This window comes from Lactobacillus acetotolerans DSM 20749 = JCM 3825 (genome assembly GCF_001436775.1).
Lineage (GTDB): Bacteria > Bacillota > Bacilli > Lactobacillales > Lactobacillaceae > Lactobacillus > Lactobacillus acetotolerans.
The window spans coordinates 1-218 of sequence record NZ_AYZC01000119.1 but is presented as its reverse complement, the minus strand read 5'-3'; the positions used below and the strand labels follow the sequence as shown (position 1 = coordinate 218).

The 218-nt window shown below is 37.6% G+C and carries 1 protein-coding gene; it reads right to left on the bottom strand.

Features of this window, described 5'->3' with window-relative positions; genetic code table 11:
• Positions 1-218 (bottom strand): transposase (locus tag FC77_RS07800; RefSeq protein ID WP_156641870.1); only part of this gene is annotated, 218 nt, incomplete at both ends.

Sequence of the window (218 nt, the reverse complement as noted above, 5' to 3'; positions counted from 1 at the left end):
GAGCTGAAGTATCAAATCTGCGTAAATCGCCTAATTCCGCGATTAATCTTAAAGCAGTGGTTCTGGCAATCCCAGGAATGCTTTGATAAATCGTTAAGGCACGGCTGTTAACAATTTTAGCCAGTTTTTCAAGATAGTTGATTACGTTATCACGTTCTTCGCTTAAGGAAAACAGGTCAGAAATATTTCTTTGAATTGCTCTGACAGTAATACTATCT